This window comes from Breznakiella homolactica (genome assembly GCF_016616095.2).
In the GTDB taxonomy this organism is placed as follows: Bacteria; Spirochaetota; Spirochaetia; order Treponematales; family Breznakiellaceae; genus Breznakiella; species Breznakiella homolactica.
Map to the genome: position 1 here is coordinate 129,971 of NZ_CP067089.2, position 23,207 is coordinate 153,177.

Consider the following 23,207-nt stretch of genomic DNA (forward strand, 5'->3'; position numbering starts at 1 on the left):
GTGGAGTTTTGCGGAGCGAAGCTCCTAAAAGACTTGTCGTCATTGGCGGCAAGTCTTACGCCACCCCCACTTCTGGTTCCTGTTTTAGTAATACCTACCGTTAGGTATATACGCTTTCCTGAACTCCGCAGGGGGCCGTACTGACAGCTGATGGCCGCCACACAAATCCGGCTCTATTCTCCCTCACCCGGCAACCCCTGCTAAGACAGGGCGCCTGCATTATGTGCAGTGAGGCGGCAGCGAAGCATGGTGGGAAAAAGTAACGCGGGGTGCCTGAGGGTAAGGGCTTTGAGCGACTTTCGAGGCCGCAGGCCGACGAGGAGCCAGAGCCCTTACCCTCAGGCGGTACCCCCAGTTGATTTGTACCTCCATGCTTCGCTGCCGGGTACCACCTGTAATGCAGGCGTCCTGCCGTCTTTACACGGAACGTTTTTTTTGTATATACTGATATATATGATTTTTCCATTAGAAGAACTCATTGAATACAAAGGTAATATGTATGAAATTACCTGCGCCGCTTCCCGGCGGGCCTATCAGCTTTCCATGCTCAAGGATCCTGAAATCGAAGCAAACGACGGCAAGGTGGTTTCCCTGGCAGCCCGCCAGTTATTTACCGACGCCATAGAATTCCGCCTCGAAGAATAGCGAGATGCCGGGTCAAAAGCCCATGCCCGTATGTATTCTCTTCGGGCCCACGGCGTCGGGAAAGACCGAGATCCTGGAAAGGCTTTTTGCCGGCCCCGGCGCGGTTGTCCCCGCGGAGGTCGTTTCGGCGGACTCCATGCAGGTCTACCGCGGAATGGATATCGGTACCGCGAAACCCGGACAGGAACTCCTTGACCGCCTTCCTCACCATCTCATTGATATTAAAAACCCCGATGAACAGTTTAACGCCGGTGAATTTGTCCGCCTGGCGGATGATGCCTGCTGCGCCATAACCGGCCGGGGACGGCTTCCGGTGATTTCCGGGGGAACCGGATTTTATCTGCGGAATTTTGTCCTGGGCCTCCCCGAAACGCCGCCGTCGGACCCGGAAATCCGGATGCTTTTACAGGAAGAACTCCGTTCCCGGGGTGCTGAAAAACTTATGGATGAGCTGGTCCGATACGATCCGGTCAGCGCCGCCCGGATCCATATCAACGATGAATACCGGATACTCCGGGCTCTGGAGGTATACCGCAGCTCCGGGCGGCCGCTCAGTTCCTTTTCCCAGACCGGTTCGGCTCCGGACAGCGACAGTCCCCGGCCGGCGTACCGGTTCCTCATTATCGGACTCCGGCGTCCCCGGGAGGAACTGTACCATAGAATAAACCGGCGGGCCGCGGAAATGTTCAGCCAGGGACTGCCGGAGGAAGTCCGGCGGCTTTGTGAACAGGGCTACGGTCCCGGCTACCCCGGGCTGCGGGCCATCGGCTATCAGGAATTTTTCGTTCCCGGGGAAGACGGCGGGATGGTACTCTCCCGGGATCTTCCGGGGGTTGAAGTCCTTATTGCCCGGAACAGCCGGCGCTACGCCAAACGGCAGATTGTGTTTTTTTCCTCCATCCCCGATGCCGTGTGGATCGACGCCGGCCCCGACGCGGCCGCCGCCATCCGCTCAAAACTTGAAGCATTCCTCGCTTCCGGGGCCTGACCTTGCTTTATCCAGAAACCAGAAGTGGGGGTAGCGTAATAGAGTTTTCCGCATAAGCGGAAAACTCTATGGAGCGAGGGGGAGCAGCCCCCCTGGAAGGGCAGCACTGAGCCGGTTAAGCCGGAAAGCCCCCGGCTGTAATGGTAACACCGGGTGTCATAGAGAAATGAGTTTGAGCGACTTTCGAGGCCGCAGGCCGACACGGAGCCAAACCCATTTCTCTATGACAGGACCCGCTGATTCGGTAAATACGGAGGCTTTCCGGCTTGTCAGACTCGGTGCTCCCCCCTATTGACCTTTTCGTTTCTGTAATTCATACTATGGTAAGTTTCCTGTTAAACAGGCCAACCCTGCACCTGTTCGTCTTATCGGGATTCATTTTATTGATTGAAAGGAGACTCAGAAGTGCCCTGTGGAAGAAAGCGCAAACTTAGAAAGATTGCCACACATAAACGGAAGAAGAAGCTGAGAAAGAACAGACACAAGAACAAACGATAGTCCCCTTTATAATACCGCGGGAAGGTTTTACCGCGGTTTTTTTTCTTTATTGATATCGCCAGGATATTCTACTAAAAGCAGGTTTTATTGTGTTGTTCATACGCCGGGGCCGTCATCCTGACGAAATCCCCGTTTTGATATATACTGTTTAGTAGTATGTATAAAAAAGAGCCGCTTCTTGCACATATCCATGACCCCAATGATCTATCCCGTCTTTCGTATTCAGAGTTAAGTCAATTGGCGGATGAAATCCGCGATGTAATTATTTCCACCGTAAGCCATACCGGCGGCCATCTGGCTTCCAATCTCGGGGTTGTGGAGCTGACCATAGCGCTGCACCGGGTATTTGACTCACCTAAAGATAAGATTGTCTGGGATGTAGGCCATCAGTGCTACACCCATAAACTGCTCACCGGACGGTACGGGGAATTCAGCGGGCTCAGGCAGAACGGCGGAATTTCCGGGTTTCCGAAGCGTTCCGAAAGTCCCCACGACGCGTTTAATACCGGCCACGCGTCGACTTCCATCTCAGCGGCTCTGGGACTCCTGGCCGGGGAATCCCTCAAAGGCGGCGATGGCAAGGCGGTGGCCGTAATCGGCGACGGCGCTCTTACCGGGGGACTGGCCTTTGAAGCCCTCTCCCACGCGGGACAGCTCGGCCTGCCCCTGGTGGTTATCCTCAACGACAATAAAATGTCCATAAGCCCCAATGTGGGCGGACTTTCAAAATACCTGAGCCGGCTCAGCATGAAGAGCCGGTACCAGCGGATCCGCCGCTGGATAGACCGTTCGGTCAAGGGTTTTCCCTTGATCGGGGCTTCGTTCTACGACATCATGGTCCGGATGAAGCGCGGGGTAAAGGCCCTTTTTTATACGGACAACTTTTTCGTGGATCTCGGGTTTGAGTACGTCGGCCCCATAGAGGGCCACCATATCCAGCGGCTGGAACAGGTCCTGGAGGACGTAAAAAAACTGGGGAAGCCCGTGGTGGTCCACGTTATTACCCAGAAAGGGAAGGGTTATCAGTTCGCCGAATCGGACCCCAGTTCTTACCATGGGGTTTCCCCGTTTTCCGTGGACGACGGTTTATTCGAACGCCGGGAAGCGCCCGTGTTTACCGAAGCCTTTGGTTCAGCCATGGTGCGGAAGGCGCGCGCCGATGAACGGGTGGTGGCCATTACGGCGGCCATGGAGAAGGGGACGGGGCTGGCACCCTTCAGAACGGAATTCCCAGCCCGGTTCTACGATGTGGGTATTGCCGAAGAGCACGCGGTGAGTTTCGCCGCCGGTCTGGCCGCCCAGGGGCTCCGGCCGGTGGTGGCGGTGTATTCCACCTTTATCCAGCGTTCCGTGGACCAGGTGATCCACGATGTGGCCCTCCAGAACCTCCCCGTAACCTTTGCCCTGGACAGGTCGGGTTTTGTCGGCGACGACGGAGAAACCCACCAGGGCCTGTTCGATATCGCGCTGTTCCGTTCGGTGCCGAATATGACTATCCTTGCCCCGGCGGGAGCCGCGGAACTGGATCTGATGCTCGACTGGGGGACCGGCGGGCAGGGACCTGCCGCTATCCGGTATCCCAAGGCTCCGTTCCCGGAAAATACCGAAGCTTTTTTTTGTCCCCTGGAACAGGGCCGGGGGGTATTTATTAAACGGAAGAATAGTCCGGTATGCCTCGCCTTTACCGGGAGCCTCTATTCCCAGGTCATCGAAGCGGAGTCGATACTGAATGCCGAAGGGCTGTCCGCGGATCTGTACAACCTGCGGTTTCTCAAACCCCTGGATGAAGAGTATCTCCTTTCAGTATTAAACCGGTATAAGACGGTTTTCTTTATTGAAGAGGGAATGAAACAGGGCGGCATCGGAGAGTACGCCGCCGAACTGGCCCTCCGGATGGGGGCGTCCGCATCCATCCGTATCCTGGGAGTTTCGGACAATTTCGCCGGACTGGGATCCCGGAAACAGCTTCTGGAATTGTGCGGCCTGGACGCGGCCGGGATTGCCGGCTCGGTACTGGCGGCCTGCCGGAAGGAAGTTTTTTCCTATAAAAAGGCGGTGCTGGGATGACCGGAACGGTACACCTGGCCAGCGGCGGTACCCTCGATTTTTCGGGGCCGCCCCTGGTAATGGCCATTGTCAACTGCAACGGCGATTCTTTTTACGGTCCCAGCCGGAGCACCGGCGGGGACGCGGTTGAAAAAGCCCTTAAAGCCGCGGAAGACGGAGCCGGGATCATCGATTTCGGCGCGGAGTCCACCCGGCCGGGGGCTTCCTACGTTACGGCGGAGGAAGAAATCGAACGCCTTGTACCTGTTATAGAGGCGTTCCGGAAACAGTCTTCGGTGGCGGTGTCCGTGGATACCCGGAAAGCCCAGGTCGCCCGGGCGGTCCTCGATGCGGGAGCTGATATTATCAATGATATTTCTTCCCTGGAGGATGATCCCGATATGGCGCCCCTCTGCGCCGAACGGGGCGCCATGGTGGTGCTGATGCACAAAAAGGGTATTCCCGAAACCATGCAGGACGAACCCTATTACGAGGATGTGGTCTCCGATGTCAGGACTTACCTGATCGAGGCGATCGACCGGGCCAAAAACAACGGCATTCCGGAACAGCGGATAATCCTCGATCCCGGTTTCGGGTTCGGCAAACGCCTGGAGGACAATCTCGATATACTGGCTCATCTTGCAGAAATCTGCGGTACGGTTTATCCTGTATTGGTAGGGCTTTCCCGGAAAAGTTTTATCGGGGAAATCACCGGCCGGCCCGCGGAGGACCGTCTCGCCGGAACCCTGGCGGCAAATACGGCTGCCCTTTTCCAGGGCGCGGGAATTCTCCGGGTACACGATGTGCCGGATACCGTTGATCTCGTCAAAATCTATTATGCCCAGTCCCAACGGCAAGGACGGTAACACTCGTGGAATGGTTTCAGCGGCTTTCATCCCTCTATAACCTGGTTCGCCCGGTTCTTGATATAGCCATTCTTGCCTTTCTGCTGTACAAAGCCTACGATCTTCTGGTTAAAACCCAGGCGGTGCAGCTCGTTAAGGGGGCGGGTTTCCTTGCCCTGGTTTACGGCCTGGCTTTTTTCCTTAAATTAAATACCCTCCAATGGATACTGAATCTTCTCGCCCCGGGACTTTTTATCGCCATTGCCATTGTATTCCAGCCGGAGCTCCGGAAGATAATTATGCGTATCGGCCAGGGGAACCTGTTCCGGCTGGACGCGAAACCCCGCCTGGGACAGCTTGAGGCGGTGGTTACCGCGGCGGAGATCCTGTCCGAACAGCGGCGGGGGATGCTGGTGGTTTTTCCCCGGCGCATCAGCATAAAAAATATCATCGATACCGGAACCAAACTCAACGCGGACCTTTCATCGAGCCTTATTATTACTATTTTCGCCTTTGACGGCCCGCTGCACGACGGGGCGGTGGTAATCCAGAACGGCCGCGTCGCCGCCGCCGGATGCCTGCTCCCCCTTTCGGAGCAACAGGATATACGGAAAAGCTTCGGCACCCGGCACCGGGCCGCCCTGGGGATGTCCGAACAGTCCGACGCGGTTATCCTGGTAGTTTCCGAAGAAACCGGGGCAATATCCCTGGCCTACGATACGAAGCTGTTTTACGACTTATCACCCATAGAGGTTCAGAGAAAACTGAAGGAAATTATCGACCGCGGCGGCCGGAGCGGGGAAGCTGAGCAGGCGGCGGTTCCGGCTATGGACGACGGAAAGGATGTCTTCAGTGAACGGTAGGAAATTTTTTGAAAAGGCCGTGGAAAACTGGCCTGCCAAGGTTCTTTCCGTCGCATTGGCCCTGGTCCTTTTTGTATTCCATGAGATGAGTATGCTGGAGGACCGGTTTTTTTCCGTTCCCCTTAAGATCGAAACCAATGGAAATCTCGTTCCTTCCAGTTCCTACCCCCGGATGATCAGGGTATCCCTCCGCGGAGAGGCCAACAGTATTTATCCAATTCTCGAAGATGATATTGAAGTGTATGTCGACCTGACAAAATACAACGATCCCGGTTTCTACAAAGCGCCGATCCAGATCCGGAAAAAGGGTACCGCCGTCGGGGTTGATCCCCTGGAGATAAACGTTGATCCCCTGGAAATAGCCGTCGGCCTGGACCAGAAACTGAGTAAATACGTGCCCCTGACTCCCAGTTTCCGGGGATACCTCGAAACCGGGTACGAACTGGTTTCCTACACCATGGATCCATCCCAGGTTGAAATCGAAGGACCCCAGGGGATCATCAACGGAATAACCGAGCTTCCCACCGATTATATAGAACTCAACGGGAGGCATGAGAATTTTACCACCACGGTCCGGGTCCTCAACCGGGATCCGCTCATGATGATCCGGGGCAGCGGCACCGTGGAGTTCCGGGGTTTTATCCAGGAACTTATCATGCTGAAAAATTTCGATAACCTCCTCATTGGTATCACCGGGTTAAATGACAAGTTCCTGGCTTCCCCTGAGGTGAGTGTCGGAAGTGTCCGGCTGGAAGGCGGGCAGAACCGGCTGGAGGATTACATTCCCTGGGGGGCGATCATGACCCTGGATTGTGCCAATATTGATGAGCCCGGAACGTATTCGATCCCGGTGCAGGTTACCGTTCCGCCGCTGTTTACTGTGGTCCGGTACGATCCCCAGGAAGTAATCGTGGAGATCATTCCCAGTGAACATGAGGATGATCATGAAGAAGACCAAGGTTAGGCAGTATGATAGCAGGAATCGGTATTGATGTTGTCCATGTCCGCCGGCTCGACCGGTGGATGCAAATTCCCGGTCTGCTGGAACGGTACTTCCATCCCGACGAACTCCGGACGGCCCGTTCCAAAGGGCGCGGGACGAGCCTCTCCCTGGCCGCCCGGTTCGCCGCAAAGGAGGCTTTCGGCAAGGCTTTGGGAACAGGCTTAAGCGGGATCGTCCTCAAGGATATCATGGTGGTGAACCGGCACAACGGACAGCCGGAGATCAGTCTCTTCGGTACGGCCCTGGCCGCCCTGGAGCGGAGCGGTGCCGACAAAGTGCATATTTCCCTTACCCATGAACGGGATAACGCCATCGCCATGATTGTACTTGAGGCGGGGTAAACCAAGAGGCAATTTTAAAACTGAGAAAGTTTTGAGAGAAGCTCTAAGGCGGAAAGACCAATGATGGATATTGCCAGTTTTGAAGACCGGGAAGTAAAAGCCACCTTTCTCTCCAAGGATGAAGTGTTCTGTCCTGTCTGCAGCGCGGCCTTCCGCCGGGAGGAACTGCTTACCGGCGGCGGCCGGCTTATTGCCGGCGCCATCACCGATGAACTCCACCGGCTGTACGAACCTTCGGTAAAATACGGAGACGTGTATCCCCTGGCGTATCCGGTGACGGTCTGTCCCGAATGCTGGTTCGCCGCCATGGACAAGGACTTCACCAGCCTCCCCGATGATGACCGGGAACGGATCCTCGGCGATCAGGAACAGCGTATGGCGGAAGTGGCAAATATATTTCCCGCGGTGGACTTCAGCACCCCCCGGGATCTCATAGACGGAGCGGCATCCCACTACCTTGCCCTGCGCTGCTACGGGTACTTCCCCAAGGATTTTTCACCCACCATCAAACAGGGTATCTGCGCGATCCGGGCGGGATGGCTCTTTGATGAAATGCAGAAAAAATACCCGGACCAGAATTTCGACTGGCTCGCCCTTCTTTTTAAGAAGAAAGCCCAGTTCCTGTATTCCGAGGCGGTATACAAAGAGCAGTCGGGGAAGGAACCTCTTTCGGGGATCAAAAATTTCGGGCCGGATACGGACAAGAATTACGGGTATGAAGGGGCTCTGTACCTTTCCGCGCTGCTCCAGCTGAAATACGGCCCCCGGGAAGACTCAAACCGGCGGATTGAACTGCTGGGGGAATCCAAGCGAACCATCGCGAAGATATTCGGCCTCGGCAAATCGAGCAAAACCAAACCGGGTCCCCTTCTGGAACACGCCAGGAACCTGTACGATACTATCAATAAAGAGCTCAACGAGACCGATGACTGAACAGTGCGGGGTTCCGCGGAATATCCGGCTCCTGGTTTCCTATGATGGTACTGATTTTTCCGGCTGGCAGCGCCAGTCGTCGGACCGGTCCGTCCAGGGGGAAATCGAGGCGGCCCTGGAGCGGATCCACAAGAAACCCGTCAGTCTGTCGGGATCCGGCCGGACCGACGCCGGGGTCCACGCCGCGGGGCAGGTGGCGAACTTTTATACCGATATACGGAATATGGCGCCGGAACGGTTTATTCCGGCCCTTAACGCGCTGCTTCCCCGGGATGTCCGCGTCCTAGAATCCCTGGAAGCCTCCCCGGATTTTCACGCCCGTTTCGACGCGAAGCTGCGGACCTACCGGTATTATATTATTCCGGGCCGCCGGGGGCTGCCCCATGAGCTGCGCTATGCCATGCAGATCTGGCGTACCCCGGATCTGGAGCTGCTCAATACTTACGCGCGGTGCCTCCTGGGCGAGACGGACTGTTCGGTTTTTGCCAGCCCGAAGGATCCGAGCAAATCCCGGAGCCGGTATATTGAACAGGCGTATTTTTTCTCCGAGGGAGGGTTCCTGGTTTTTGAAATCAGCGCCAATGCCTTTTTATGGAAAATGGTGCGTTCCATCCTGGGTACCCTTCTGTATTGCGAGGAAAAGAAAATTTCCCCCGGTGAATTCCGGGAAATACTGCGTTCCCGCGACCGGACTCTGGCGGGTCCTACCGCCGTTCCCCAGGGACTCTTTCTCTGGAAGATAGATTACTACAGGAGCTGATCATGAACCGCCGCTGCCTGCGGGCGCTGCTGCCCATATCGATACTGCTTTTTGTTTCTCCGGCTCTTCCGGGGCAGGCATACCCCCATACCTTTACGGATGTACTGGGGCGGACCGTGACCATGGAAGCGCCCGCCCGGCGCGTCGTCAGCCTCAGTCCGGCGGTGACGGAAATCCTTTTCAGCATCGGGGCGGGGGACAGTACCATAGGGGTTACGGAATTCTGCGACTACCCGCCGGAGGCCCTGCAAAAAACAAAGGTGGGCGGCTTTTCCGGGGCCACGGTAAGTATCGAACAGATAGCCGCCCTCAAACCCGATCTGGTAATCCTTTCGGGCTTTATGCATACCCGTGTCATCACCCTTCTTGAGGGTATCGGGATCCGCTGTTTCGCGGTGGAACCGGAAGATTTCGATGGTATTTTCGATACCATCAAAACTATCGGGCTTCTCACCGGAACCCATGCGGGAGCGGACCGGACCATCGCAGGGATGCGGGAAAAGCTGGCCCAGGCCGAAGAAATCCGCCGGGGAAAACCCACGGTTCCGGTTTACTGGGAACTCTGGGATGATCCGGTCATCAGCACCGGCGGCGGAACTTTTGTTAGCCAGGCTATTTCCCGGGCTGGTGGCCGGAATATATTTGATGACCTGACGGAAATGTGGCCCCAGGTGAGCGGCGAGCAGGTTCTCATCCGGCGGCCGGCGTGGATTCTCCTTTCCGACGCCCACGGCGCGGCGGCGGATCCGTTGAAAATCCGGCAGCGGCCCGGCTGGGCTTCCGTTCCCGCTGTGGCTGGCGGCAATATCAGTGTCGTATCCGATGATATTCTTCTCCGGAGCGGCCCCCGGCTCGCCGATGCGGTTCTGGAAATTGCCCGGATTATCCATGGAAAATAGGGACGCTCCCGGGGCAGGCCGCCGGTACGTGCTCCTGATAATTCTGCTTTCCCTTGCCCTGGCTGCCGCAGTTGTGGCGGCGCTGTTTCTGGGGACGGTACGTCTGAGTCTGGAGGATATACAGCAAGCTTTATTGTATTTTGCGGAAAAAGAAGGGGACGGAACCAGCTGGACCATTCTGTTCCATATCCGGCTCCCCAGGATAATCCTGGCTCTGGCGGTGGGCGCGGCCCTGTCCGTGTCCGGGGCCGCCTTCCAGGGTTTTTTCCGCAATCCCCTGGCTGACCCCTATGTTATCGGGGCCTCCTCCGGGGCTGCCCTGGGAGCCGCTCTGGCGGTGGTCGGCGGTTTCGCCGGGCTGGGACCGGTTTCTCCTATGTCTCTTATGGCTTTTGCGGGAGCCCTGGGCGCGGTGTTCCTGGCTTTTGCTATTTCCCGGTCCGCGGGAAACCCGCCCCCCGCCGCGGCGCTGCTCCTGGCGGGGACCGCCCTGAGCGCGTTCTTTTCGGCGCTGCTTTCGTTTATCCTGGTGATACACGACCGGGATCTCCACCGGGTCTATTACTGGCTTCTGGGAAGCCTCAGCGGCGCCTCCTGGGGGCAATTGGGCGTTTCCCTTCCGGTGATGGCCGCCGGGTGCTTTATGCTTTTTCTGTGTATGCGGCCGCTGGATCTGCTGCTCCAGGGGGATGAGGTCGCGGAAAGCCTTGGGGTGAACCTCAGGGTGACCCGGCTTATTATTGCCTTCGGAGCGTCCCTGGCCACCGCGGCGGCGGTTTCGGCGGCTGGGGTTATTGGATTCATCGGCCTGGTGGCTCCCCACAGCGTCCGGATGATGACCGGCCCGTCCCACCGGCGGCTCCTTCCCGCCTCGGCCCTGGGCGGTGCGCTTCTCGTACTGCTGGCCGATATTATTGCCCGGATTGCCCTGGCTCCCATGGAACTGCCCATCGGAATTATAACTTCCCTTCTGGGGGCGCCGTTTTTCATCTACCTTCTGATCCGCCGCGGCCGGAATATCGGGAGTTTTTCATGAACAGTTCCGCCCCGGCTTTGGAAATCCGGAACCTTTCGGTGGGGTATAAAAATAAAACAGTACTCCGGGACATCAGTTTTTCCCTTTTTCCGGGAGAACTGGTTGCCCTGGTGGGGCCCAACGGCGCGGGCAAGACGAGCCTTCTCAAAACCATTGCCGGCTTTGTGGCGCCTCTTTCGGGGGATATATTTGTTTCAGGAACAAGTCTTGAAGGTATGGGCAAACGGGCGCGGGCGCGCAAAATGGCGTTCCTGTTCCAGGGGGCGAGTCTGTCGTGGCCATTTACGGCGGAGGAACTCATTGCCCAGGGCCGGTTTCCCCACCGGGGCTGGTTCGGCGGCGAAGGTCCCCGGGACCGCAGAGCCCTGGAAACGGCGATGAAGGAATCGGAAATCGGGGATCTGGCCGGAAGAAACACCCTGGAATTGTCCGGCGGGGAACTGCAGCGGGTTCTCATAGCCCGGGCCATTGCCCAGGAGGCGGATGTTTTCCTCCTGGATGAACCCGTAAGCCATCTCGATCCCCGGTATGAAACCGCGGTGATGAAGCTTCTGCGCAGGCTGACCGGCCGGGACCGTACGGCCCTGGTCAGCCTCCACGATCTCAATCTCGCCGCCCAGTACGCCGACCGGGTCGCTCTTATCGCTTCGGGGGAGCTTTTGGCTATCGGTCCCCCAGCGGCGGTGCTCAGGGAAGATCTCCTGGAAAGGGCTTTTGAATTTCCCGTGCGGGTCGGGGCACATCCCGATAACGCTTCGGTTCCTCTGGTCTACCAGCCCCTGGCTCCGGCCCGGGACGGCGCTGCCCGGTAATACCGCCGCTACAGTTTTCTGAACCGGGCTACATACATGGGGCCCATCCCGCCTGCTCTGTCCGGAAGAATAAGGCGGCCGAATTCCGTTTCTTCACCCTCGGAAAAATCAGGCCTGTCCAGTTCGAGCCCGGGGGAATATTTTTTCATGAGCCGCGCCGCCACCCGGTCGTTTTCCTCGGAGGAGACGGCGCAGGTCGCGTAAACCAGGGAATACCCCGGCTTGAGGAGCAGGAAGGCCGACGAGAGGAGCGCCCACTGCCGCCGGGCGAGAAAGACCGGGCGGGCCGGGGTCCACTGCGCGAGGGCTTTCTTATCCGCCAGGACGTGGCGTTCGCTCGAGCAGGGAGCATCCAGCAGGATGCCGGAGAACCGTTCCCGTTCGCTCTTTTTCCCCGCCAGCGCCGCGGCGTCGAAACCCGAAACCGTTACCCGGCTCCTCTGTTCGCCGCTGAGGTGTTTGCCGAGCACGTTGACGAGCCGCCGCCGGCGTTCCCCGGACAGTTCATTGGCCAGAAGACGCACCTCCGCGCCCATGGCGGAGGCTATCACCAGGCTCTTACCTCCCGGCGCGGCGCAGGCGTCCAGGACAGTCCCTTCTCCGGGAAGCCTGAGGGATTCCGCCGCGAGAACCGAGGCGCGGTCCAGCGTATAGGGAGCGCACAGTCCCCGGCTATAGGGAACGGGACTCGTTTCCTCCAGAAGGGCCGCCCGGAGTTTTTCCCACCGGCCTTTGTATACCGACCGGTAATATTCTTCGAAATCCGTTTCGCCCATACCTTATCCTACCAGAAAGAAACCCCAGGCCCTGAGGACAATCCATGCCGCCCCGAGATGAAGAATCTCTCCCAGTTCAACCCCGGCGCCCAGGGCGTCACCGGTATATCCGCCGAGTTTTTTCCGGTAGAGCCCGGCTATAAGAACCGCGGATACGCATCCCAGCACCGGCAGGGCCGAAAGGATCACCCCCGGAAAACAATTTCCCGCCCCGGGAAAGGGGGAGAATAAATTCGAACCGCTTACGGTTCCGTACAGATACAGCAGCCCGAAGACCATGGCCGCCCAGATCCCGGCGGCCAGAACCGTTCCCGCCGCGGCGGGAACGATTTTCGAATCCTTTACCATAAAACCGAGCCCGTCTTCCCGGAAGGGGCGGCTTATGGCCGGCACCAGGGCCGCGGCAAACCTGCCGGTTATGGGATACGCCAGGATAAAGGCGGGGAATTGGGAAACAACCACCGAGAGCCGGTAGAGCAGGATGAATTTAAACGCGAGGCAGGCAATGCCGGCGAAAAAACCGTATACCCCGATCCGGGAATCCTTGAGAATAGCCGCCCGTTTCTCCCGGCCGCCGGCGGCCAGAAACGCGTCCGCCGTATCCATGAGCCCGTCAAGGTGAAAAAGGTTGAAGCCAAGGTACTGAAACTGCAGGATCAGGAATACCGTAACGGAGCGGTCCCTGATATATAAAAATCCCAGAAAAAAAACGAGGGCGCCGAGAAAAGCCGGAAAAATACCTGTCAGTGGCAGATAGAAATCCGTCCGGGAATGATCCGGTGAAAAACGCAGCTTTACCGGAATCCGGGATACCAGGCTCAGGGTCGAAAGGAACCTGTCCAAAGGATTAGTAGGCTTCTTCATCGCCGCTGCTTCCGGAAACGCCGGCCCCGGCAAACGAGGCCATCTCATTCGCCGCAATAACTCCCAGTTCAATAACATGGCCGCCGATGAGCGCCCCGGTACCTTCTCCGAGGTGCATATCCAGGGAAACCACCGGGTCGAGCCCCATGGCGTCAAGCACCGGTTTGTGGCCCCGTACTTTTGAGCTGTGCCCGGCAAAGAGATAGTCCGAAACGCCGGGGGCAATCATCCGCGCCATATACGCCGCCGCGGTTACGGGAAAGCCGTCGAGAACACAGGCGATGCCCCGGCCGGACAGACCCAGAATAAAACCCGCCATCATGGCCATATCGTAGCTTCCGAGTTTTTCGAGAAGGGCCTCCCCTGATTTAGGAGTGTTATGGAATTCCACTGCCTGTTTAATAGTGGCTCTTTTGCGTTCCAGGGTCGCTTCATCGATGCCGGTACCCCGGTCAACCATGGCTTCCGCGGTAAACCCCGCCCCCGTGAGCAGGGCCGCGGCGGTGGCGGTGTTTCCGATGCCCATATCGCCTGCCGCTACAAGGTCGTAACCCTGGGTTTCCGCGTCCCCGGCTATGCTCTTTCCCGCTTCCAGGGCCCGTTCCAGTTCGCCGCGGGACATGGCGGGCTGCCGGGAAAAATCGCCGCTCCCGGGGCCGATTTTCATGCGGAGGAAACGGTGTTTGGGTTTGAGTTCCTCATCGGGCGGAAAATCCCCCGCGACCCCGGCGTCAACCACGGCCAGCTCCCATCCGCATCCGCCTGCCAGGGCGTTTGCGGCGGCCCCGCCGCTGAGCATGTTGATGACCATCTGGTAGGTAACTTCCGGCGGATACAGGGAGACGCCCTGGGCCGTAATGCCGTGGTCCCCGGCAAAAACGTAGAGCCCTTTTTTCCGTATCACCGGCGGAACTCTGTTTTGGATTTTTGCCATTCTGACACAGTAGGTTTCCAGTTTGCCGAGGCTGCCCTTTGGTTTAGTCAGGCTGTCGAGATGGACCTGCATCTGCTGTTCACTATCGCCGCTGTTCTGCCGCATACGTACCCCGCGGATTGTGGTTTTCAGGAACCGCTACGGGAATTCCCGGGTACCAGTGTACCAGGATTATAGTTTTTTTCCTATGTTGCCTGTTTGTAAACCGAGGTTTCCGTGATTATTCTTCAAAAATTGCCTTCGAGAAGGGCGATGCTTTCCTCCGCTTCCTTCCAGGAAAAAACCTCTATGTTGGTGATCCCGGAAAAATCCCGGATCTTCGGCAGGAAGCCTTCCAGCCAGGGGGTATCCCGCCGTAACGCCCGGTGATCCGGCAGCTTTCCGTCGAGCCGGGCCGCGGCATGGTCTGTTCCATGAAGGTGAATTTCACCGATTCTGTGCCGGTGCGCGTCAAAAAAAGCCGAAGGATCGGCGGATTCCAGGAGCAGGTGGCCGGTATCCATGCAGATTCCCGCGGTTTCCGGCAGTTCAGCCATGAGGGATTCAAAACGGGGAAGGGTGGTGTTTTCAATAAGGAACAACCCCGGTCCCGGATCTTCCGCAGCCCGGTACCGTTCTTCCCATTTTACGAGGAGCTCCGCGGTTTTACGGTTCCGCCGGGGATCCTTGGGAGGATGGACAATAAAATGCCGTACTAGGGGCCGCAGCCGGATTATAAGATCCTCATGTTCCGGCAGTATTTCATCGGGGAGGTGGGCGGTAAAGGAAAAACGGCGCTTAAATCCGCTGATAATGCTGAATTCCTCTTCAAGCAGATCCCTTACACCGGCGTCGCAGATGAAAAAAAGAAGTTCCACATTTCCAACGGCGGCCTTATCCGCAAGAAACCGCAGGTTTTCGCCGTAGGTTCCCGGAATAACCCAGGAGGGTACGCTTAATACCACCGTTACTTCACAGTCAGGGGAATTCCGCAAACCATGAATTCCACCCTATGGACCATTCTTGCCAGCTCACGGTTTGCCTCGGCCAGCAGCAGATTGTACTGCCGGGTGGTCTCATCAAAGGGAATATTTCCGAGTCCCGTCTCGTTGGTTACGAAAATGATATTCTCCGGCATGGCCGCGGTGATTTTTTCCAGAAAACCCGGAAACAGATCGGTTTTTTTATAGTACATGAGATTGTTTATCCACATGGGGATGCAGTCAACCAGGATCATGTTTCCCGCCCGCGCTATGGCGCCGGGCAGATCCACCGGTTCCTCCAGGGTGACAAAGAGATCATTCCCGTCCGGCCCCCTGCGTTCCCCTCGGTGCCGGGCGATCCGCTGTTCCATTTCCGCGTCGGTTTTTTCGGCAGTGGCGATAAAATACCGGGGCGGGGAAAAATTCTCCAGGGCCAATCCGAGGGCCCGGCTGCTTTTGCCTGACTTAACACCCCCGGTAATCAGTACACGCATGGGATCAGTTTTTTTTCCTGGACGAGGCCATGGCTTTCATTTTTTTGAGGGTTTCTTCGGATAAAATATGTTCCATTTTGCAGGCATCCTCTTCCGCCACCGCGGGACTGACCCCAAGAACATCCCGGAGGAACTGCGTCAGAAAGGTGTGGCGTTCCCGGATTTCCGCGGCCTGGGTAACGCCTTTTTCCGTCAGTGTGACCCCCCGGTAACGTTCATGTTCCAAAAACCCCCGTTCTTCGAGCACCTTAAGCGCCGTAAGAACCGAAGGTTTGGATACACTGAGGCGGGCAGCGATATCGGTCACCCGGACTTCTCCCTCATCGGCGAGAAAACTGACCATTTCCAAATAATCTTCCAACGACTGAGTCATAACATATAATATTGAAGAATTTAGCCTGAATTGTCAACTTATACTTGTCTAACATTTTAAATCAGTAGCTTTTTATATTTTGTATATTTTTTACTTTTTTGTTGACATGTGGATAATCCTGGTATAATATTCTCTAAATTACAGAGAATTATTCGGATAATTATTTTTATTTATCAGATAATTATATTTTTGGAGTGAGCAGTGAATATTAAGGATGTGGCAGTCAGGGCAGGCGTTTCCGTTTCGACCGCATACAAGGTATTCGATACCGCGTATACCACCAGTACGGATATCCGGGAGAAGGTCCTCGCAGCCGCCCGGGATATCGGCTATATCCATAAGGCCTCGTACCGGAACGGTTCCAGCGGCGAAACCAAGCTGATCGCCCATATCGTGACCGAATCGACCGCGTCCAACGGTTTCCACAGTTTCATCACCAAGGAACTGATGGACGAGCTTGAACGGTACGGCTACCGGCTGACGGTTCTGTATACCAACTGGAGCCAGGAGCGGGAAAAAGAGGATTTTGAAATCCTGGCGGACCATAAAATTGACGGAATTATTTTTACCCCCGCCCGGTTTGACAAGAATGAAAGCATTGAACGGATTATCCAGAACGGCATGCCCGTGCTGCAGCTGTTCGGGTCCGCCTATGACCATGTGGATACCCTGCTGTTTGACGATGAACTGGGCGCCTATACCGCCGTTAAACATCTGCTCCAATGCGGCCATACGAAAATCATGATGCTCTCCCGGCACACCAGCCGGACCATGGACAGCCGGATTAAAGGATATGAACGGGCCTTCGCCGAGGCCGGGGTTCCCCTGGATCCGGAAATGTTCTGCGTGCTGGGCTTTGATGAGAGTGTAAAGAATATGATCAGCGGGGTTATCAGGAAAAAGGAGCCCACCGCGATTGTGAGCGTCAGCGAAGGGATCAGCCTGTGCACCCTCAAGGCGGTGCATGAACTGAAGCTTTCTATCCCCAATGACATCAGCCTCATAGCGTACGACGATTTTCCCTGGCTCGCGGCGTTTGATATTTCAGCCGTTTCCCATCCGTTTAAATCCGTGGGAACCCTGGGCGCCCAGCTTATTCACAACCGCGTACAGGAACAATATACGGGGCTTACGGCGCCGCCTTCCACACTGGTGCTCGATCCCCAGCTGATACTGCGGGATTCGGTAAAAATACTGCGGTAGGGGAGTCCGGTTTGTTTTTGCGGAGATGTGTATGAAGGAATTCAGTCTGAACAGCGGGAAATACACAAAACTGGTGGTGTTTGCCGCGCGGGAATCCGGAAGCGGTGCCTCCGGCGCGCTGCGGCTGACCGACAAATCGGGAACTGTCCGCGGAGAAATTTTTCCGGAGGATTCCCGCCCGGTTCCGTTCAGTTTCTCCCTTGACCGGAATACTTCTTATACCTTGGCAATCCGGAACGTGATGATTCCCTACGTGTACCTCTGCGGCAACGACGATGTCCTGGAGTCGGGGATAGGTTTTATTGAAACCGTCGGCGGCACACTGCGGATCGTGGAAAAGGCGGATCTGTCAGGAGCCTACGGACAGCCCCTGCGGAACCAATTCCATTTCGCCGCGTACAAAAACTGGATAAACGATCCCAACGGCTTGTGCCGGTTCCGGGGGTATTACCATCTTTTTTACCAGTTCAATCCCTTTGGCCTGGAATGGGACAATATGCATTGGGGCCACGCGGTCAGCCGCGACTTGATCCGGTGGACCCATCTGCCTATCGCCTTGTTTCCTCAGAAGGAACTGTACGGTAATCCCGGACTCCGGGGCGGGGCCTACAGCGGCTGCGCCGTAACGGATGACGAACGGATGACCCTGTACTTTACCCGGAATACTTCGCCGCCGGTAAAAGGCCCGGAAACCAGGGAAACCCAGCAGGAAGCCTTCAGCACAAACGGCATTGATGTTTTCGGTGAACGTACCATTATCCCCGGACGCCCGGAGGGCAGCGCTGACTATAACTTCCGGGATCCCAAGGTGGTCAGTATCCGGGGGAAAACCGCGATGCTGATAGCGACCACCGTACACGGTGTCTGCTCCGTTATGATGTATGAACCCGCCGGCAAGGAGTGGGTTTATTCGGGGATTATTTTTCAGGATGACCTGGACTGTGAAACCTTTGAATGCGTCAATTACGTTGAAAATCCTGAAACAGGGGAGGGGGCGCTGATCTGTGCTCTGCAGAACGCCCGGGACCCCAAAGGCCGCAGACGGCTGAGTGTCTGTTATACCGGGTATTTCGACGGCGGCAGTTTTAACTCCCGGAACCGGCGGATATACGATTTCGGAACCTGCTGCTACGCGGTCCAGACCATGGATCTTCCCGGACGGACCGTGGCTTTCGGATGGATTGTGGATTCCTACGGGGAATTCAAAAAAGAAGGCAGTATTTCCAACGGGGCCATTACGCTTCCCCGGGAATTAACCGTAACCGATGGCTGGCTTTATACCAGGCCCGCCCGGGAAACGGCGTCGCTCAGCGGCCGGGAATTATTCCGGGGGCAGCCTTCCCGGGAAACTGTCATTGAACTTGGGGATCTCTGTTACCGGGTCGACCTGGTTCTGAACGGCCGGACCGATTTTACCTTGTGCCTGGCGGAATCCGGCGATGAACGGCTGGAACTGCGGCGTTCCGGTTCTATCGTCACCATAGACTACCAGCGGCCCGGCAGCGATGCGCCGCCGCTGACTGAAGAGATTGAGACGGTAACGGATGTGACGGTTTTCATGGACCGGAGCGCCGCGGAGATATTTATAAACGACGGCCGGTACTGCGCAACCCGGGTCTTCTACATTTCCGATAGGAAAAAACAGTTTTCAGCCCGGTTCAGCAGTGCCGGATCGGTGGCTTCTATGACGGTATGGGAACTCAACCCTATTTGGTAACCATGGCGTGTTTTTTCGCGCTTAATGAATATGGAGGTAACGATGATGAGTAAGCACAGGTATGCGGTACTTTTGACTGCCGTTATTGTAATTGGGGGCTTTTTGCTCGCCGGGTGTTCCGGCAATAAGGAAGCCTCCGGTGAAGAACTGGTTATTACCATCTGGCGTCCGGAAAATACCGACGGCATCGAGAAATGGTGGGCGGAGCGGATCGCCCTTTTTAACGAAACCTACGCCGGGACGTACAGAGCCGTCCAGGAACGGTTTCCCAAGGGCGGAGCCCAGGGGTACGAGGATAAAATAAATACCGCGGTGATTTCCAATTCGCTGCCGGAACTGATATTGGTGGACGGACCCAGTGTGGCCAGTTACGCTGAAAATGATATTATTGTTCCGATTGACGAATTCGTATCCGCCGCGGATAAGGCCGATCTCCTGGAATCGGTCATGGAACAGAATTCCTATGGCGGAAAACTGTACACCCTCTCCCTCTGGGACTCTTCGGTGGCGCTTTTCTACAATAAAAAGATGCTCGCAGACGCGGGCATTGAAGCGCCCAAAACCCAGGCGGAAGCCTGGACCTGGGATGAGTTCTACGGGGTTGTAAAACAGCTCAGAACCAATGACCGTTTCGGCTGTACCTTCCACACAAATTCCGGCCAGATCCTGTACTACTATTCGCCGATGCTCGTGCAGAATGGTACGGATCTGATGAGTCCCGACGGTTCCGCCGCCGAGGGCTATCTCAACAGCCCGAAAACCGTGGAATTCCTGAACTGGCTCAAACGGTTTTACGATGAAAAGCTTGTGAACATTGAACCGACTCCCACGGAATTCGCCGACGGAAAATCGGCTATGCTCCTGGGGGGCGCCAACAACATCGATACCCTGAACAGCAAATACCCGGATCTTGACTGGGATGTGACCTACTATCCGGTATCAAACAGCCGCGTCGCCGCGACCCCCACGGGCAGCTGGACCGTGGGCATGACAACCAATACCAAGAATAAGGCGGCGGCCTTCGTTCTGCTGGATTTTATGACCAATACCGACGCCAATATCACCGGATGTCCCGCTTCGGGCTATCTGCCTCCGCGGAAGTCATCACAGCAGGCGCTGCCGCAGTACAACAATCCTCCCTACAGGGTGTTTATGGACCAGCTGGCCAACAGCGGAGCGCCCCGTCCCCGCACGCCGGTATTCACGGTTCTCAATCCGACATTCGGCTCGGTGGTGTCCGACGTTATCACCGGTTCTAACCCAAAGGAAAAACTGGATGAAGCGGCCCGCCGGGTTGACGCCGATTACCAGATGAATTACGCACGATAGGAAGTTTCAAAACGCGGTCCGGATTTTTCCTTCCGGGGATTTTCCGGACTGCGCTGATTTTTTGAAGGAGAAAAACCCTATGAATACGGCAGCCTCGGCAGGCAGTGCGGTGCACCGCAAAAAACGCAGAGAAAAAATCATTCCCTATTTGTTTACGACCCCTGCCTTCAGTGTGCTGCTGCTGTTCCTGGTCGTTCCTGCCTGCATGGCGGTTTACTACAGTTTGACCTATTTCAACATGCTCAGGCCGAACAGCATCCGTTTTATCGGTATTGAAAACTATATACGGCTGTTTCAGGATAAACTGTTTTTTACCTCAATAAAAAATACTTTTTATTACGCCCTGGTTTACATGCCCCTGCAATGCGTTGTAGGGCTTTCCCTGGCAATGCTGGTCAACCAAGGGATCCGCGGTACCGCTGTTTTCCGGATGGCGTACTTCAGCCCCATGCTGACTTCCATGACGGTGGTGGCAATCCTCTGGACCTTTATTTACAATCCCACACCGGGCCAGGGGCTCATCAATACCTTTATCGCTAAACTGGGATTTGAACCCATTCCGTTTCTGCGCAGCGCCGATACGGCGATGAACTCCATTGTCGCGACTTCCGTCTGGCAGTCCGTGGGGCAGCAGATGATGATTTTTCTCGCGGGCCTCCAGAACATTCCCGCAGAGCGGTACGAAGCCGCGTCCATTGACGGCGCCAGCGGATTCCAGAAATTCCGGTACGTGACCCTTCCCAGCCTGCGGAATGTTTTTGTTTTTGTGATTCTCATGACCACGATCGCCGCGCTGAAGATGTTTACCCAGTCCTTCGTAATGACCGCGGGCGGGCCCGACGATTCCACCAGGACCATTGTGTACTACATTTACCAGCAGGGAATCACCTTCCGGAATGTCGGATACGCCAGCGCCGCATCGGTGGTGTTTTTCTTTCTGGTGGTGACGGTTTCATTTATTATTAAGCGGTTCACGGATAAAGGCTGATAGGAAGCACGGATATGATGAAAATAAAAACGAGAAAAGGACTGAAGAAAGTCTTCATTTATATTCTGAATGTTGTTTTTTCCCTGCTGTTTATCCTGCCCCTGGTATGGATGATCGCCTCCGCCTTTAAACCGGAGCACCGTATTTTTCAGGATATCGGCAGCTATAAGGCCTTTCTTCCGGTGGGATTCACCCTGGAAAATTTTGAGCAGGCGCTGCGCAGGGTTCCGATGCTCAGATACATTGCCAACAGTGTAACGTATATTTCCATTATCATGGTGATAAGCCTGGTGTTTAATTCTCTCTGCGGATACGCTCTGGCGAAATTCAAATTCGCCGGCAGAAAGCAGATGCTGGCCGTGGTTATTTCGCTGATGGCGTTTCCCTTTGAAAGCATTGTGATCCCGCTTTTTATGGTGGTAAACAAGCTCCACCTGCTGAACACCATGGCGGGTCTGATCGTTCCCTTTACCGCCCGGTGCTTCAGCATATACCTGTTCCGCCAGTTTTTTCTGGATATTCCCGATGAGCTTCTGGAAGCTTCGGAAATAGACGGTTCCTCAAAACTGCGGACATTTTTTGTGGTGGTTATTCCCATCTCGGGGCCTGTTTTCGCCACTGTTTTTATTCTTGATTTCGTGCTCCGGTGGTCCGATTTTCTCTGGCCGCTCATTACAATTATTGACAGCAATCTGCGGACAGTCCAGCTGGGTATTCAGACGTTATTTACCGATCCGCCGATTTACTACGGACCGATTATGGCGGCCCTGGTCATGGCCGTTCTGCCGATGCTGGTTCTGTTTCTCTTTTTCCAAAAGTACTACGTGCAGGGTATTTCAACTACCGGATTAAAAGGGTAATCCGGCAGCGGGCCGGTGATCCCCGATACAACACAGAGGAGAGGTGATAAGGAATTATGAACGAGACAAAAAAAACCAATGTACTGGTACTGTACACCGCGGGCTTTGCCTTCACGGAAGAGCAGGCCGCGGCGCTCGCAAAGGATTATCCCCAGTGCGATTTTATTTTTACTGATGATACAAAGGCCAGTGATGAAATGATAGAAGCCGCCGAAGTTATGGTCGGTTTTATGAAACCGGATGTCGTGCGAAAAGCCAGGAACCTCAAGTGGCTCCACCTGAGCAGCATCGGGGTTGACCAGCATATTGACAAGTCAATCTACGCAAACCCGGACATTCTGCTGACCAACAGCGCCGGAACCTACGGCAAACCTATTTCGGATCACATCCTGGGCATGATGCTCGCGCTTTCACGGAACATGCATATTTTCAGGGATCAGCAGCGTCAGTCGCTGTGGAAAAAGATGGATTCCACCAAGGATCTTTTCGAATCCACCCTCTGTATTATCGGGCTGGGGGACGTCGGTATGGAACTCGCCCGGAAGGCAAATGCCCTGGGCATGCACGTTATTGGTGTAAAGCGGACCCCCGCTCGGGGCCTGCCCTGTGTTGATGAAGTTTATACCACGGAAAAGCTCGATGAGGTACTGCCCCGGGCCGATTTTGTGGTTCTGTCCCTGGCCACAACACCGGAAACGGCCGGTCTTATGAGCAGGGACCGGCTCGATAAAATGAAGCCCGATTCGTACCTCATTAATATCGGGAGAGGTTCCCTGGTTGACCAGGACGCCCTCAGAGACAGTCTGGCCGAAGGCAGGATCGCCGGCGCGGCAATCGATGTGACCACACCGGAACCGCTCCCTCCTGACAGCCCCCTCTGGGCGCTGCCGAATCTCATCATTACTCCCCACGTTTCGGGGAAATCGCCGAGCACCTACCGGCGGCATTATGAGGTATTCCGGCAGGAACTTGGCCGGTATCTTTCCGGAGAAAAACTTAAAAACAGTATCGATTTTGATCTGCGGTACTGAGAATCCG

General features: G+C 55.9%; 24 protein-coding genes. 18 read left to right on the plus strand and 6 right to left on the minus strand.

What is annotated here, in order from left to right:
• Nucleotides 1-453: 453 nt before the first annotated feature.
• The 12 genes from JFL75_RS00600 to JFL75_RS00655 all read left to right on the plus strand — a co-directional run bounded on the left by JFL75_RS00600 (nt 454) and on the right by JFL75_RS00655 (nt 11,669).
• Nucleotides 454-645 carry a DNA-directed RNA polymerase subunit omega gene (locus JFL75_RS00600; protein ID WP_215624770.1) on the plus strand — a complete coding sequence of 64 codons (192 nt, stop codon included), beginning with the start codon at nt 454-456 and terminating at the stop codon, nt 643-645.
• A 4-nt stretch (nt 646-649) separates the two neighbouring features.
• Nucleotides 650-1,633 (plus strand): tRNA (adenosine(37)-N6)-dimethylallyltransferase MiaA, encoded by a 984-nt coding sequence (gene miaA, locus JFL75_RS00605; RefSeq protein ID WP_215624771.1) that lies wholly within the window; start codon nt 650-652, stop codon nt 1,631-1,633.
• Nucleotides 1,634-2,287: 654 nt separating this feature from the next.
• The gene (gene dxs, locus JFL75_RS00610; RefSeq protein WP_215624772.1) at nt 2,288-4,198 is read left to right on the plus strand and encodes a 1-deoxy-D-xylulose-5-phosphate synthase; all 1,911 of its coding nucleotides are present in this window, start codon (nt 2,288-2,290) and stop codon (nt 4,196-4,198) included.
• A complete protein-coding gene (gene folP / locus JFL75_RS00615; RefSeq protein ID WP_215624773.1) occupies nt 4,195-5,043 on the plus strand; it encodes a dihydropteroate synthase in 849 nt (282 codons plus the stop codon). The genes dxs and folP overlap by 4 nt, the downstream gene beginning before the upstream one ends.
• Nucleotides 5,044-5,048: 5 nt before the next feature.
• Entirely contained in the window at nt 5,049-5,885 is an 837-nt protein-coding gene (gene cdaA / locus JFL75_RS00620) for a diadenylate cyclase CdaA (RefSeq protein ID WP_215624774.1), read from the plus strand.
• On the plus strand, nt 5,875-6,849 hold the full coding sequence (locus tag JFL75_RS00625) for a CdaR family protein (protein WP_223292735.1): 975 nt from the start codon (nt 5,875-5,877) through the stop codon (nt 6,847-6,849). Before cdaA ends, JFL75_RS00625 begins: the two co-directional genes overlap by 11 nt.
• A gap of 5 nt (nt 6,850-6,854) precedes the next feature.
• Entirely contained in the window at nt 6,855-7,229 is a 375-nt protein-coding gene (locus tag JFL75_RS00630; protein ID WP_215624776.1) for a holo-ACP synthase, read from the plus strand.
• 60 nt (nt 7,230-7,289) lie between these two features.
• Complete coding sequence (locus tag JFL75_RS00635; protein ID WP_215624777.1) at nt 7,290-8,162, plus strand: DUF2225 domain-containing protein; 873 nt, start codon at nt 7,290-7,292, stop codon at nt 8,160-8,162.
• Nucleotides 8,155-8,922 carry a tRNA pseudouridine(38-40) synthase TruA gene (truA, locus tag JFL75_RS00640; protein WP_215624778.1) on the plus strand — a complete coding sequence of 256 codons (768 nt, stop codon included), beginning with the start codon at nt 8,155-8,157 and terminating at the stop codon, nt 8,920-8,922. The genes JFL75_RS00635 and truA overlap by 8 nt, the downstream gene beginning before the upstream one ends.
• 2 nt (nt 8,923-8,924) lie before the next feature.
• The gene (locus JFL75_RS00645) at nt 8,925-9,821 is read left to right on the plus strand and encodes an ABC transporter substrate-binding protein (protein WP_215624779.1); all 897 of its coding nucleotides are present in this window, start codon (nt 8,925-8,927) and stop codon (nt 9,819-9,821) included.
• Nucleotides 9,811-10,857: a FecCD family ABC transporter permease gene (locus JFL75_RS00650; protein WP_215624780.1), complete on the plus strand. Its 1,047-nt coding sequence runs from the start codon at nt 9,811-9,813 to the stop codon at nt 10,855-10,857. Before JFL75_RS00645 ends, JFL75_RS00650 begins: the two co-directional genes overlap by 11 nt.
• Complete coding sequence (locus tag JFL75_RS00655; protein WP_215624781.1) at nt 10,854-11,669, plus strand: ABC transporter ATP-binding protein; 816 nt, start codon at nt 10,854-10,856, stop codon at nt 11,667-11,669. Before JFL75_RS00650 ends, JFL75_RS00655 begins: the two co-directional genes overlap by 4 nt.
• A gap of 8 nt (nt 11,670-11,677) precedes the next feature.
• On the opposite strand, the gene JFL75_RS00660 is transcribed toward JFL75_RS00655, so the two are convergent.
• From JFL75_RS00660 to JFL75_RS00685, 6 genes are all read right to left on the minus strand, one after another.
• Nucleotides 11,678-12,445: an RsmB/NOP family class I SAM-dependent RNA methyltransferase gene (locus tag JFL75_RS00660; protein WP_215624782.1), complete on the minus strand. Its 768-nt coding sequence runs from the start codon at nt 12,443-12,445 to the stop codon at nt 11,678-11,680.
• 3 nt (nt 12,446-12,448) lie between these two features.
• The gene (locus JFL75_RS00665; protein ID WP_215624783.1) at nt 12,449-13,309 is read right to left on the minus strand and encodes an adenosylcobinamide-GDP ribazoletransferase; all 861 of its coding nucleotides are present in this window, start codon (nt 13,307-13,309) and stop codon (nt 12,449-12,451) included.
• Complete coding sequence (cobT, locus tag JFL75_RS00670) at nt 13,293-14,348, minus strand: nicotinate-nucleotide--dimethylbenzimidazole phosphoribosyltransferase (RefSeq protein WP_215624784.1); 1,056 nt, start codon at nt 14,346-14,348, stop codon at nt 13,293-13,295. The genes JFL75_RS00665 and cobT overlap by 17 nt, the downstream gene beginning before the upstream one ends.
• A 122-nt stretch (nt 14,349-14,470) precedes the next feature.
• Nucleotides 14,471-15,217, minus strand: coding sequence for a cobamide remodeling phosphodiesterase CbiR (gene cbiR / locus JFL75_RS00675; RefSeq protein ID WP_223292736.1), 747 nt, complete (start codon nt 15,215-15,217; stop codon nt 14,471-14,473).
• The gene (locus JFL75_RS00680) at nt 15,190-15,699 is read right to left on the minus strand and encodes a bifunctional adenosylcobinamide kinase/adenosylcobinamide-phosphate guanylyltransferase (RefSeq protein WP_215624785.1); all 510 of its coding nucleotides are present in this window, start codon (nt 15,697-15,699) and stop codon (nt 15,190-15,192) included. The genes cbiR and JFL75_RS00680 overlap by 28 nt, the downstream gene beginning before the upstream one ends.
• Nucleotides 15,700-15,703: 4 nt before the next feature.
• The gene (locus JFL75_RS00685; RefSeq protein WP_215624786.1) at nt 15,704-16,072 is read right to left on the minus strand and encodes a metal-dependent transcriptional regulator; all 369 of its coding nucleotides are present in this window, start codon (nt 16,070-16,072) and stop codon (nt 15,704-15,706) included.
• A 201-nt stretch (nt 16,073-16,273) separates the two neighbouring features.
• On the opposite strand from JFL75_RS00685, the gene JFL75_RS00690 reads away from it, so the two are divergent.
• From JFL75_RS00690 to JFL75_RS00715, 6 genes are all read left to right on the plus strand, one after another.
• Nucleotides 16,274-17,275: a LacI family DNA-binding transcriptional regulator gene (locus JFL75_RS00690; protein WP_215624787.1), complete on the plus strand. Its 1,002-nt coding sequence runs from the start codon at nt 16,274-16,276 to the stop codon at nt 17,273-17,275.
• 31 nt (nt 17,276-17,306) lie between these two features.
• Nucleotides 17,307-18,992, plus strand: a complete 1,686-nt coding sequence (locus tag JFL75_RS00695) for a GH32 C-terminal domain-containing protein (RefSeq protein ID WP_215624788.1) — start codon at nt 17,307-17,309, stop codon at nt 18,990-18,992.
• Between the two features lie 42 nt (nt 18,993-19,034).
• The gene (locus tag JFL75_RS00700) at nt 19,035-20,321 is read left to right on the plus strand and encodes an extracellular solute-binding protein (RefSeq protein ID WP_215624789.1); all 1,287 of its coding nucleotides are present in this window, start codon (nt 19,035-19,037) and stop codon (nt 20,319-20,321) included.
• A gap of 79 nt (nt 20,322-20,400) precedes the next feature.
• Nucleotides 20,401-21,309 carry a carbohydrate ABC transporter permease gene (locus JFL75_RS00705; RefSeq protein WP_215624790.1) on the plus strand — a complete coding sequence of 303 codons (909 nt, stop codon included), beginning with the start codon at nt 20,401-20,403 and terminating at the stop codon, nt 21,307-21,309.
• Nucleotides 21,310-21,323: 14 nt separating this feature from the next.
• On the plus strand, nt 21,324-22,169 hold the full coding sequence (locus JFL75_RS00710; protein WP_223292737.1) for a carbohydrate ABC transporter permease: 846 nt from the start codon (nt 21,324-21,326) through the stop codon (nt 22,167-22,169).
• 56 nt (nt 22,170-22,225) lie between these two features.
• Nucleotides 22,226-23,200, plus strand: a complete 975-nt coding sequence (locus tag JFL75_RS00715; protein WP_215624791.1) for a D-2-hydroxyacid dehydrogenase — start codon at nt 22,226-22,228, stop codon at nt 23,198-23,200.
• The last annotated feature ends 7 nt before the right edge of the window (nt 23,201-23,207 follow it).

What these genes read in the sequence shown, in the direction of transcription:
- JFL75_RS00700 (WP_215624789.1), top strand. Translation starts at nt 19,035, where the DNA reads ATGATGAGTAAGCACAGGTATGCGGTACTTTTGACTGCCGTTATTGTA.
- cobT (WP_215624784.1), bottom strand. Translation starts at nt 14,348, where the DNA reads ATGCGGCAGAACAGCGGCGATAGTGAACAGCAGATGCAGGTCCATCTC.
- JFL75_RS00645 (WP_215624779.1), top strand. Translation starts at nt 8,925, where the DNA reads ATGAACCGCCGCTGCCTGCGGGCGCTGCTGCCCATATCGATACTGCTT.
- JFL75_RS00695 (WP_215624788.1), top strand. Translation starts at nt 17,307, where the DNA reads ATGAAGGAATTCAGTCTGAACAGCGGGAAATACACAAAACTGGTGGTG.
- JFL75_RS00655 (WP_215624781.1), top strand. Translation starts at nt 10,854, where the DNA reads ATGAACAGTTCCGCCCCGGCTTTGGAAATCCGGAACCTTTCGGTGGGG.
- JFL75_RS00680 (WP_215624785.1), bottom strand. Translation starts at nt 15,699, where the DNA reads ATGCGTGTACTGATTACCGGGGGTGTTAAGTCAGGCAAAAGCAGCCGG.
- JFL75_RS00660 (WP_215624782.1), bottom strand. Translation starts at nt 12,445, where the DNA reads ATGGGCGAAACGGATTTCGAAGAATATTACCGGTCGGTATACAAAGGC.
- JFL75_RS00705 (WP_215624790.1), top strand. Translation starts at nt 20,401, where the DNA reads ATGAATACGGCAGCCTCGGCAGGCAGTGCGGTGCACCGCAAAAAACGC.
- JFL75_RS00715 (WP_215624791.1), top strand. Translation starts at nt 22,226, where the DNA reads ATGAACGAGACAAAAAAAACCAATGTACTGGTACTGTACACCGCGGGC.
- JFL75_RS00630 (WP_215624776.1), top strand. Translation starts at nt 6,855, where the DNA reads ATGATAGCAGGAATCGGTATTGATGTTGTCCATGTCCGCCGGCTCGAC.
- JFL75_RS00650 (WP_215624780.1), top strand. Translation starts at nt 9,811, where the DNA reads ATGGAAAATAGGGACGCTCCCGGGGCAGGCCGCCGGTACGTGCTCCTG.
- JFL75_RS00685 (WP_215624786.1), bottom strand. Translation starts at nt 16,072, where the DNA reads ATGACTCAGTCGTTGGAAGATTATTTGGAAATGGTCAGTTTTCTCGCC.
- JFL75_RS00665 (WP_215624783.1), bottom strand. Translation starts at nt 13,309, where the DNA reads ATGAAGAAGCCTACTAATCCTTTGGACAGGTTCCTTTCGACCCTGAGC.
- JFL75_RS00600 (WP_215624770.1), top strand. Translation starts at nt 454, where the DNA reads ATGATTTTTCCATTAGAAGAACTCATTGAATACAAAGGTAATATGTAT.
- JFL75_RS00710 (WP_223292737.1), top strand. Translation starts at nt 21,324, where the DNA reads ATGATGAAAATAAAAACGAGAAAAGGACTGAAGAAAGTCTTCATTTAT.
- truA (WP_215624778.1), top strand. Translation starts at nt 8,155, where the DNA reads ATGACTGAACAGTGCGGGGTTCCGCGGAATATCCGGCTCCTGGTTTCC.
- miaA (WP_215624771.1), top strand. Translation starts at nt 650, where the DNA reads ATGCCGGGTCAAAAGCCCATGCCCGTATGTATTCTCTTCGGGCCCACG.
- dxs (WP_215624772.1), top strand. Translation starts at nt 2,288, where the DNA reads ATGTATAAAAAAGAGCCGCTTCTTGCACATATCCATGACCCCAATGAT.
- folP (WP_215624773.1), top strand. Translation starts at nt 4,195, where the DNA reads ATGACCGGAACGGTACACCTGGCCAGCGGCGGTACCCTCGATTTTTCG.
- JFL75_RS00635 (WP_215624777.1), top strand. Translation starts at nt 7,290, where the DNA reads ATGATGGATATTGCCAGTTTTGAAGACCGGGAAGTAAAAGCCACCTTT.